The 9,492-nt window shown below is 77.8% G+C and carries 6 protein-coding genes; 5 read left to right on the top strand and 1 reads right to left on the bottom strand.

Translation table 11 applies throughout. The features are described from left to right. The first annotated feature begins 64 nt into the window (after window positions 1-64). Together ACI798_RS06475 and ACI798_RS06480 are read left to right on the top strand one after the other, a co-directional pair. Window positions 65-1,702, top strand: a complete 1,638-nt coding sequence (locus ACI798_RS06475; RefSeq protein ID WP_456939373.1) for an FAD-dependent oxidoreductase — start codon at window positions 65-67, stop codon at window positions 1,700-1,702. Next, window positions 1,699-3,045: a sensor histidine kinase gene (locus ACI798_RS06480; protein WP_456939372.1), complete on the top strand. Its 1,347-nt coding sequence runs from the start codon at window positions 1,699-1,701 to the stop codon at window positions 3,043-3,045. The genes ACI798_RS06475 and ACI798_RS06480 overlap by 4 nt, the downstream gene beginning before the upstream one ends. Here ACI798_RS06480 and ACI798_RS06485 read toward each other — a convergent pair. Beyond that, window positions 3,008-6,307 carry an ATP-binding protein gene (locus ACI798_RS06485; RefSeq protein WP_457047510.1) on the bottom strand — a complete coding sequence of 1,100 codons (3,300 nt, stop codon included), beginning with the start codon at window positions 6,305-6,307 and terminating at the stop codon, window positions 3,008-3,010. The genes ACI798_RS06480 and ACI798_RS06485 overlap by 38 nt on opposite strands. 272 nt (window positions 6,308-6,579) lie before the next feature. On the opposite strand from ACI798_RS06485, the gene ACI798_RS06490 reads away from it, so the two are divergent. The 3 genes from ACI798_RS06490 (at window position 6,580) to ACI798_RS06500 (ending at window position 9,362) form a co-directional block, all read left to right on the top strand. Continuing rightward, on the top strand, window positions 6,580-7,464 hold the full coding sequence (locus ACI798_RS06490) for a hypothetical protein (RefSeq protein WP_456939370.1): 885 nt from the start codon (window positions 6,580-6,582) through the stop codon (window positions 7,462-7,464). Between the two features lie 14 nt (window positions 7,465-7,478). Then, on the top strand, window positions 7,479-8,567 hold the full coding sequence (locus ACI798_RS06495) for a serine hydrolase domain-containing protein (protein WP_456939369.1): 1,089 nt from the start codon (window positions 7,479-7,481) through the stop codon (window positions 8,565-8,567). Window positions 8,568-8,840: 273 nt separating this feature from the next. Then, the gene (locus ACI798_RS06500) at window positions 8,841-9,362 is read left to right on the top strand and encodes an AAA family ATPase (protein ID WP_456939368.1); all 522 of its coding nucleotides are present in this window, start codon (window positions 8,841-8,843) and stop codon (window positions 9,360-9,362) included. Window positions 9,363-9,492: the final 130 nt, after the last annotated feature.

Here is a 9,492-nt window from a genome sequence, read left to right on the forward strand (position 1 = left end):
ACGCACCGTCCGGCCCGGTCACCAGCCGCCGCGCGCCCGCGGAACCCGTCCTCCGGGACGCGCCGTGAGCCGGCCCGCCCTGCTCGCCGTCGACGACGACGCCCCCGTGCTGGCCGCGGTCGAGCGCGACCTGCGGGAGCGGTACGGCGAGCGGTACCAGGTGTACGCGGCCTCCTCCGGGGACCAGGCGCTGGACCTGCTGCGCCGCCTGCGGCTGCGCGAGGAGCCGGTCGCGCTGCTCCTGGTCGACCAGCGGATGCCCGGGATGAGCGGCGTCGAGCTGCTCGCGGCCAGCCGCCGGCTGTACCCCGACGCCCGGCGGGTGCTGCTCACCGCCTACGCCGACACCGACGCCGCCATCAAGGCGATCAACGACGCCGACGTGCAGCACTACCTGCTCAAGCCCTGGGACCCGCCGGAGGAGCGGCTGTACCCGGTGCTCGACGACCTGCTGCAGACCTGGCGCCGCCCCCCGCCGGCGGCCAACCTCCGTCTGGTCGGCGACCGCTGGTCCCGGTCCAGCCACGCGGTCCGCGAGTTCCTCACCCGCAACCTGGTGCCCTACCGCTGGCTCGACGTCGAGGCCGACCCGCAGGCGCGGGAGCTGCTCGAGGTGGCGGGGGTCGACGCCGGCTCGCTGCCGGCGCTGGTGCTCGACGACGGCGAGGTGCTGGTGCAGCCGGACCTGCACGAGGTCGCGGCGCGGATCGGGTTGCGGGCGCGGGCCGAGCGCGCGGCCTACGACCTCGTGGTGGTGGGTGCGGGACCCGCCGGCCTGGCCGCCGCGGTCTACGGCGCCTCCGAGGGGCTGGCCACGCTGGTCCTGGAGTGCAACGCGCCCGGCGGGCAGGCCGGCACCAGCAGCCGGATCGAGAACTACCTCGGCTTCCCGGTCGGGCTCTCCGGCGCCGACCTCACGCTGCGGGCCCGCGAGCAGGCCGTCCGCTTCGGCGCCGAGATCCTGGTGCCCGCCGAGGTGGTGGGCGTGCACCGGGCCGACCCGTACACGGTGGTGCGGCTGGAGGACGGCGGCGAGGTCAGCGCCGGCACGCTGGTCGTCGCCACCGGCGTCGAGTACCGCACCCTCGACGTCCCCGGCGCCGCCGGGCTCACCGGCATCGGCGTCTACTACGGCGCGGGGCGCGCCGAGGGCGTCGACCACGCGGGCGGGCACGTGTTCGTCGTCGGCGGCGGCAACTCCGCCGGCCAGGCCGCTCTGTTCCTCGCCACGTTCGCCTCCTCGGTCACGCTGCTGGTCCGCGGCGGGGACCTCGCCGCCTCCATGTCCCGCTACCTGCTCGACCGGATCGCCGCCTCGGACAAGATCGCGGTCGAGTACCACACCGAGGTGGCCGGGGCGCTGGGCACCCGGCGGCTGGAGGGGCTGCGGCTGCGCACCGGCACCGCGGAGCGCGAGGTGGCGGCCGACGCGCTGTTCGTCTTCATCGGGCAGGCACCCCGCACCGCGTGGCTGGACGGCCTGGTCCGCCGCGACGCCGGGGGGTTCGTGCTCACCGGCGGGGACCTCGGCCCGACGCCGGAGTGGCCGCTGCCGGTCCCGCCGCTGCCGCTGGAGACCTCCGTGCCCGGGGTGTTCGCCGCCGGCGACGTCCGCCACGGGTCGGGCAACCGGATCGCCGCGGCCGTGGGGGAGGGCGCGATGGCGGTCCGCTTCGCCCACCAGCGGCTGGGCGCGGGGTGACCGTCACCCCGGACCGGGACGTCGCGGCGGCGCTGCGGCGCTCGCGGCTGTTCGAGCACCTCCCGGAGGAGGACCTCGCCGCGCTGGCCGCCACCAGCCGCGCCGTCGAGCTGGCCCCCGGCGAGGTGCTCATGGCCGAGGGCTCGCCGCCGGAGGCGATGTACGTCGTCCTGGACGGCGACCTGGAGGTCAGCCGCAACGTCGGCGGCTCGGAGGTCCTGCTCAACGTGTGCGGCACCGGCGACCTGGTCGGGGAGCTCGGCCTGGCCCACCGCCGGCCCCGCTCGGCGACCGTGCGGGCGCGGACCCGCAGCCGGGTCCAGCGGATCGGCGCCGAGGCGCTGGACCGGCTGCTCACCCACCCCGCGTCGGCCCGGGCGATGCTGGTCGCGGCCACCCGGCGGCTGGACCGGGAGGAGGGCCTGGTCCGCCAGCACGAGCGGATGGCCGCGCTGGGTGCCCTCTCGGCGGGCCTGCTGCACGAGCTGAACAACCCGGCGGCCGCCGTCCAGCGCGGCGCCGCACGGCTGCGGGCGCTGCTCTCCGGCGACGACGCCCCGGACGCGCCGCTCCGCGCGCTCACCGGGGCGGTGCCCGTCCCGGAGGACCCGCTCGCCCGCGGCGACGCGGAGCGGGCGCTCGCCGACGTCCTCGCCGCGGCGGAGGTCGACCGCGGGTGGTCGGTCGCCGCGGACCTGGTGCGCCTGGGCGTCGACCCGGCGGGCCTGGCCGGCGCGCTGGCCGGGCTGCCCGCCGCCGAGCGCGGCCCGGCGGTGCGCTGGCTGGCCCGCTCGGCCGAGGTCGCCGCCCTGTTGGAGGAGGTCTCGGCCGGCGCCGACCAGCTGTCCCGCATCGTGTCCGGGGTGCGCCCGCTGGCCTACTCCTCCGACCAGTCGCTGGCCGACGTCGACGTGCACGCGAGCCTGGAGCAGGCGCTGGTGCTGCTGCGCCACGCGGTGCCGCCCGGCGTGCGGGTCGTCCTGGACCTCGACCCGCGGCCGCAGACGGTGCAGGGCTGGGCCGCGGACCTGGCGCTGGTGTGGACCAACCTGCTCGACAACGCGCTCGCCGCGGTGGACCGGGACGGCACCGTGACGGTGCGGACCCGCGGGGAGGACGACGCCGTGGTGGTCGACGTCGAGGACACCGGGCCGCCGGTGCCCCCGGAGGTGCTCGCGCGCGCCTTCGACCCGTTCTTCACCACCAAGCCGGTCGGCTCGGGCACCGGGCTGGGCCTGGCGACGTCGCTGGCGGTGGTCGCCCAGAAGCACCGCGGCCGGCTGACGCTGACCTCCGAGGACGGCGTCACCCGGGCGCGGGTCGTGCTGCCGCGCCGCCGCTGAGCGCCGGCCGGCCGGCCAGCAGCTCGTCGGCCGCCACCGTCTCGGCGGTCGTCGTCGAGGCCGGCACGTCCGCCCGCGCCTCCGCGAGGAGGGCCCGCCAGTCCCCGGGCCGGACCTCCGCGGGCAGGCGGGCGAGGTCGAGGGCGGCGCGCAGCCGGGACAGCCGGGCGCTCTGCGCCGTCGCCGTCCACAGCGCCTCGGTCAGGTCGGCCGCCGCCGCCGCGGGGTCCCCGCCGCGGGTCAGGGTGGACCGGGCCCGCTGGCGCAGGAGCTCCGGCAGGTGCAGGTCCTCGCCGCTGTCCCGGGCCGCGGCGAACGCCGCGGCCAGGTGCTCGTCGGCCCGGTCCGGCTCGCCGGCCTCCTCGTCCAGCCGGGCGAGGAGGGCCAGGTGGCAGGCGACGAAGGCCCGCTGGCCGATGACCGCCAGGGCCTCGAGGGCCTGCTCGAGGAACCCCCGGTCCGGCGGGCCGCCGGGCCTGTCGGTGGCGGCCCAGGCGGAGCCGAGCGCCGTCCAGTAGGCGTAGCCGTGCTCCCGGCCGATGGCGGCGGCCTCCTGACCCAGGCGCCGGGTCCCCTCCTCGTCACCGAGCAGGCGGCGGACCCAGGCGCCCCAGCCCACCCGGGCGAAGGCGTGGCTGTACGGCGCGTGCGGGGAGTCCATCGCCTCGGCCAGGCGGAGGGCCCGCTCCTGCAGGCGCTCGCCCTCGCCCACCTCGCCGCGCGCGGTGAGCACGGCGGCGAGGGCGGCGGTCACGCCCGAGACCGGCTCGTTGGGCAGCGGCCAGAGGGGGGAGACCGGTCCTCCGGCGGGGCGGGCGGCGAAGCCGGCCAGCGCCCGCTCCAGGTGCTCCTGGGCCGCGACGAGGTGCCCCCGGTGGAACTCGTGGACGCCCGTGACCGCGTCCACCTCCGGCCCGAAGGCGGCGAAGGCGGGCTCGCGGACCATCGCGGTCAGCTGGTCGAGCACGCCGCGCCCCGTGGTCAGCCGCCCGCTGGTGAGCCAGTACGCCCACAGCGCGATCAGCGCGGGCAGCGCCTCCGGGCGGCCGAGCCGCGCGGCGAGCTCCTGCGCCGGCCGGTAGTCGGCCTCGACGTCGAGGGAGGAGAAGCCGCGCATCGCGCTGACCGAGAACCCGCGCAGCATCCGCGCGGTGAGCTCGGCCAGGTCGCGCTCCTCGGACGGGGCGAGGGGCTCGAGCAGTTCCAGGGCCCGGGAGAGCAGCCGCACGGCCTCGGCGTGGGCACCCCGGGCCTGCTCGGCCTGCGCGGCCTCCAGGTAGCGGCCCTCGGCGGGCATCGCCGCACCGGCCAGGTCCAGGTGCTGGGCCACGAGCGCCGGCTCGGCGCCGCGCGCGGCCAGCGCCTCGGCCACGGCGGCGTGGGTCCGGCGGCGCACGTCGAGCACCTGGGTCTCGTAGGCGGCGTCGCGCATCAGCGCGTGGCGGAAGCGATACGTCCCCGACGCGAGCCCCGCCGGCTCGACGACGCCGAGGTCGGCCAGCACCCGGACCTGCTCGGCCACGGCGTCCGGGTCGCCGACCGCCGCCGCGACGGTGGCCGGGTCGAAGGTGGGCCCGATCGTGGCCGCGGTCTGCACCACCCGCAGGTCGACCCCCGGCGCCTTGAGCCGCCAGGTCAGCAGCTCCTGCAGCCGCAGCGGGATCGGCTCGGAGCGCTGCGCGTCGAGGCCGGCGCGGGTCAGCTCCTCGACGAACAGCGGGATCCCCTCGGCGTGCTCGACGATCGCGGCCCGCACCGCGCCGTCGAGGTCCCGGCCGGTGGTGAGGTTGCCGACCAGCCGGTCGGCCGCCCGGGCGTCCAGCCGGCCGAGCGGGAGCACCTCGACGGCGTCCCGCCACGGGACGACGGTCTCGTCCCGGCTGGTCGTGACCATCAGCAGGCCGGGCGGGCGGCGCGCGGCGAGGCGGCCGAGCAGGTCCACGGTGGAGGGGTCGGCCCAGTGCAGGTCCTCGACGACGAGCAGGTGCGGGCGGCGGGCGGCGCTCGCGGCCATCCAGTCCACGAGCCGGTCGAGGGTCTCGTCGAGGAGTGCACCCGGGTCCAGCTCGGGCGCCGGGTACTCGGGCGTCTCGGGCAGCCCGGCCAGCGGGCCGACCAGCGGGACGACCACCGCCGGGTCCAGCCCGAGGGACTCCAGGTGCGCGACCAGCGGGCGCAGCCGGTCCCCGCCCTCGCCCGCCCGGCTCACCAGCCGCTCGATCATCCGCGCGATCGGCCAGAGCGAGACGTTCGCGTGGTACGGCAGGCAGGCGGCGCCGACCACCCGGCCGCCGCTGGACTCCACCCGGTCGAGGACCTCCGCCGCCAGCCGCGACTTGCCGATGCCGGGCTCGCCGGCCACCAGGAACGCGGCGCCGGCGTCGCCCTGCCGCACGGCGTCCCACGCCTCGAGCAGCCGGGCGCGGGGTCCGTCCCGGCCGACCAGCCCGGCCTTGCGGTACCGCTCGGACTGGAAGCGGGCCGCGGCGTAGCGGGGCCGGTCGACGCGGAAGACCTCGACCGGGCGGCTGATCCCCTTGAGCCGGCGCTCGCCGAGCGACTGCAGGTAGAAGTCGGCGTCGACCAGCTGCTGGGTGACGTCGCTGATCACCACCGTGCCGGGGTCCGCGGCCTTCTGGACCCGCGCGGCGAGGTTGGGCACCAGGCCGACGACGGAGTCCCGCTCGGCGACGGCGCCGTCGTCGACCAGGTCGCTGACCACCACCCGCCCGGTGTGGATCCCCACCCGGACCTCGAGCGCCACCCCGAACCGGTCGGCCAGCCGCGCCCGGGCGTCGTGCAGCGCGACGACCAGGTCCAGTCCCGCCAGCACCGCCCGCCGGGCGTCGTCCTCGTGCGGGACCGGGTGGCCGAACCCGGCGAGGACGCCGTCGCCGGAGTAGTGCATGAGGGTGCCGCCGTACCGGTCGACGGCGTCGCGGGCCGCCGCGCGGTAGAAGGCGAACAGGTCCCGCAGCTGCTCGGGCTCCACCTGCTCGGACAGCTGCGCGGACCCGACCAGGTCGGAGAAGAGCAGGGTCATCAGCGCCCGCTCGCCGACGGCGCCGACCTGGCGGCCGGCCACCCGCTGCAGGAGGAGGGCGGCACGCCGGTTCCCGGGGTCGACGGCGCGTACCTCCTCGGCGGTGGCGCGCGCGGGCTCGAGGTCGCCGGCCGCCAGCGACGCCTCGGCGGCGGTGAGCAGCCGCTCGAGCAGCCGGGCCAGCCGGGTCTCGGCCGACAGCGCGACGCCGGCGGTCACGCCCGTCCGCCCGGGGGAGGGGAGACCGGTCGGGTCATGGAGCACGCCTCGCTGGTCCGTCGCCGGCAGCGGAGCCCGGCTGCTGGGCGCCCACCGGGCCGCTGCACGGGTGGAGCACTGCCGCGTCGAGCATCGGCACGGCGGGCCGGTCGGCCGTAGAGGCCAAGGTCCCGAGGGCGGTACCGGCACGGGGAGGAAGTCCGGTGACAGTCCCCCGGGGCCGGTGCTCCAATGGGGCGCGCACGGGGGCCGAGGAACCACGGAGGTCCGCGGTGGACCCTGTCCCCACGGCGGTGCGGCCCTCGACCGGCCGGCGCGAGCTGCTGCCGGCCATGCGGGCGCTGCTGGTGGCCTTCAGCGTCCTCACCGCGCTCGGCTTCGTCGCGCTGTTCGTGCTGTCGACGCGGACCAGCGAGAGCTTCGCCTGGACCATCCAGCCGCCGGCGACCGCGGCCTTCCTCGGCGCGGGCTACGCGGCCGGCTTCACCCTCGTGGTGCTGTCGCTGCGCGACCCGGTGTGGGCGCACAGCCGGGTGCCGGTGCTCACCATCCTGGTGTTCACCCTGCTGACGCTGGTCGCCACGCTGGTGCACGTCGACCGGTTCCACTTCCAGGCCGAGTTCGCCGCGGCGCCGCTCCTCGCCCGCGGTGCCGCCTGGTTCTGGACCGCCGTCTACGTGGTCATCCCGCTGGCGATGCTCGTCGTCCTGCCCGTCCAGGAGCGGGCGCCGGGCACCGACCCGCCGCGCGTCCGGCCGGTGCCGGTCGTGCTGCGGACCGCGCTGGCGGTGGAGTCGCTGGTGCTGCTGGCGGTCGGCGCCGCGATCTCGGTCGCGCCGTCGTCGGCGACGACGCTGTGGCCCTGGACGCTCACGCCGCTCACCGCGCGGGTGGTGGGCGCCTGGCTGGTCGCCTTCGGCGTCGCCACGGCGCTGGCCGCGCTGGCCGGCGACCTCGAGCGGCTGCGCACCGCGGCGATCGCCTACACCGTGTTCGGCGTCCTGGAGCTCGTGGTCGTCCTGCTGCACCGCGGCGACGTCGCGTGGGACCGGCCGGCGGCCTGGCTGTACGTCGCCGTCGCCGCCGCGATCGCCCTCACGGGTGCGGCGGGCTGGCGGCTCGCCCCGCAGCCCCGGGGGCTCCACCACCGCTCCTGAGGGTCGCGGCCCTCGTGGCCGCCGCCGGGGTCCTCGCGGCGTGCACCTCCTCCGACGGGACGGGCGGGGACGGGGCCGCGGCGACGACCCCGCCCGGCCCCGAGGAACGGGTCGCCCGCAGCGACGCGCTGCTCGAGGAGGTCCTCGCGGCCGACGAGCCGGGCTGCTCGGCGGCGGTCGGGATCGACGGCGAGGTGGTCTGGGCCGGCGCCCGGGGCCTGGCCGACACGGCGACGGGACGCCCGCTCACCCCGGAGACCACGTTCGACGTCGCGTCGGTGGGCAAGCAGTTCACCGCCACGGCCGTGCTCCTGCTCGAGCAGGACGGGGTCCTGTCGCTGGAGGACCCCGTCTCCCGGTGGCTCCCTGGCCTCCCGGCCTGGGCGGACACGGTGACCCTCGACCAGCTGGTGCACCACACCAGCGGCATCCCCGACTACCTCGCCGACTTCGAGGCGGCCGGGATCGCCGTCACCGACCGGACCACGCAGGAGCAGGCGGTCGCGGCGATCGCCGCCCACCCGGAGCTGCCGCCGGCGGAGGGCTTCGCCTACTCCAACTCCAACTACGTGCTGCTGGCCGAGGTGGTGCGGGCGGCGTCCGGGCAGCACCTGGCGGACTTCCTCCGCACCCGCGTGTTCGAGCCCCTGGACCTGGCCGTGGCGGTCGACCCGTCCGCGTCCGCCCCGGACGCTGCCGACCCGTCCTCGGCGCGCGGCCACGTCAAGGACACCGCCACCGGACCGTGGCGGCCGGCCGGCTCGCGGTTCGAGCAGGTCGGCGACGGCGCGGTCCGCACGACGCCGTCGGAGCTGGTCCGCTGGGCCGACGAGTACCGCACCGGCCGGCTCGGGGGCGAGGCCCTGCTCGCGGCCCGGCTCGCCGACCCCGCCCCGGTCAACGCGGCGCGGGACTACGCCGCGGGCCTCTTCCTCACGCGGGCCGGGGACCTCGAGCACGGCGGGAGCTGGGCCGGGTTCCGCAGCGCCTTCCGCGTCTCGGCGGACCGGCACACCGCGGTGGCGGTCGCCTGCAACGGCGAGGAGCCGGGGGTGGCCGACGTCGACCGGATCTGGCGGGTCCTGCCCGGCGTGTGGCTCTGACCCGGGGTGTCCCGTCCGGCTCCGGCGGTGTGGCCGGAGGTCGCCTGCAGCGTGACCACCCCACGGCACCCGGTCACGGGCGGCGCACGACGGGACCCGGTCCCCGCCGTCGGTACGGTCGCTCCCGTGCGCGCCTGCGCCTCCGTGACCCGTCCCGGCCGTTCTCGCTGACGGCGCCCGGCCCCTGCCGGCAACCAGGAGTCCCGCATGCCCGCACACGAGCACGAGGTGTCCGGACCGCCCCTCGGGCCCGCTGTTCCCACGCTCTTCCTGATGGTCGGCCTCCCGGGCGCCGGCAAGACGAGCAGGGCCCGGGAGCTGGCGACGTCGCACCGCGCTCTGCGGCTGACCGCGGACGAGTGGCACCTCCCCCTCTTCGGCACGTCGCTGACGGCCGACGGCAAGCGCGACGTCCTGGAGGGCCGGCTGATCACGGTGGCGCTCCGCACGCTGCAGCTGGGGACCAGCGTGGTCCTCGACTTCGGACTCTGGACCCGGGACGAGCGGTCGGCACTGCGCTGGCTGGCCGGCGGAGCCGGGGCGCACTGCCAGGTCGTGTACCTCCCCGTCGACCTGGCCACCCAGCTCGCCCGCATCGCGCACCGTCAGGACACGACCCCTCGGGCGACGTTCCCGATGCCCGAGGCCGACGTCCGCTCGTGGCGCGACCGGTTCCAGGCGCCCGATGCCGCAGAGATCGCGGGGAAGGACGTCCCCTGCCCGCCACCCGGTCGGTCGACCTGGCTCGCCTGGGCGATGGACCGGTGGCCGACACTCGACCCCTCCACGCCCTGACCGCTCCCCGGCACCCGCGCACGGCGGCTGCTGGGGATCGGGACACACCCGGGGGGGGGGGGGGGGGGGGGGGGGGGGGGGGGGGGGGGGGGGGGGGGGGGGGGGGGGGGGGGGGGGGGGGGGGGGGGGG

This window comes from Geodermatophilus sp. SYSU D01045, from assembly GCF_054050295.1.

Excerpts from the sequence above, each read along its gene's own strand:
- ACI798_RS06500 (WP_456939368.1), top strand. The coding sequence starts at position 8,841 with ATGGTCGGCCTCCCGGGCGCCGGCAAGACGAGCAGGGCCCGGGAGCTG.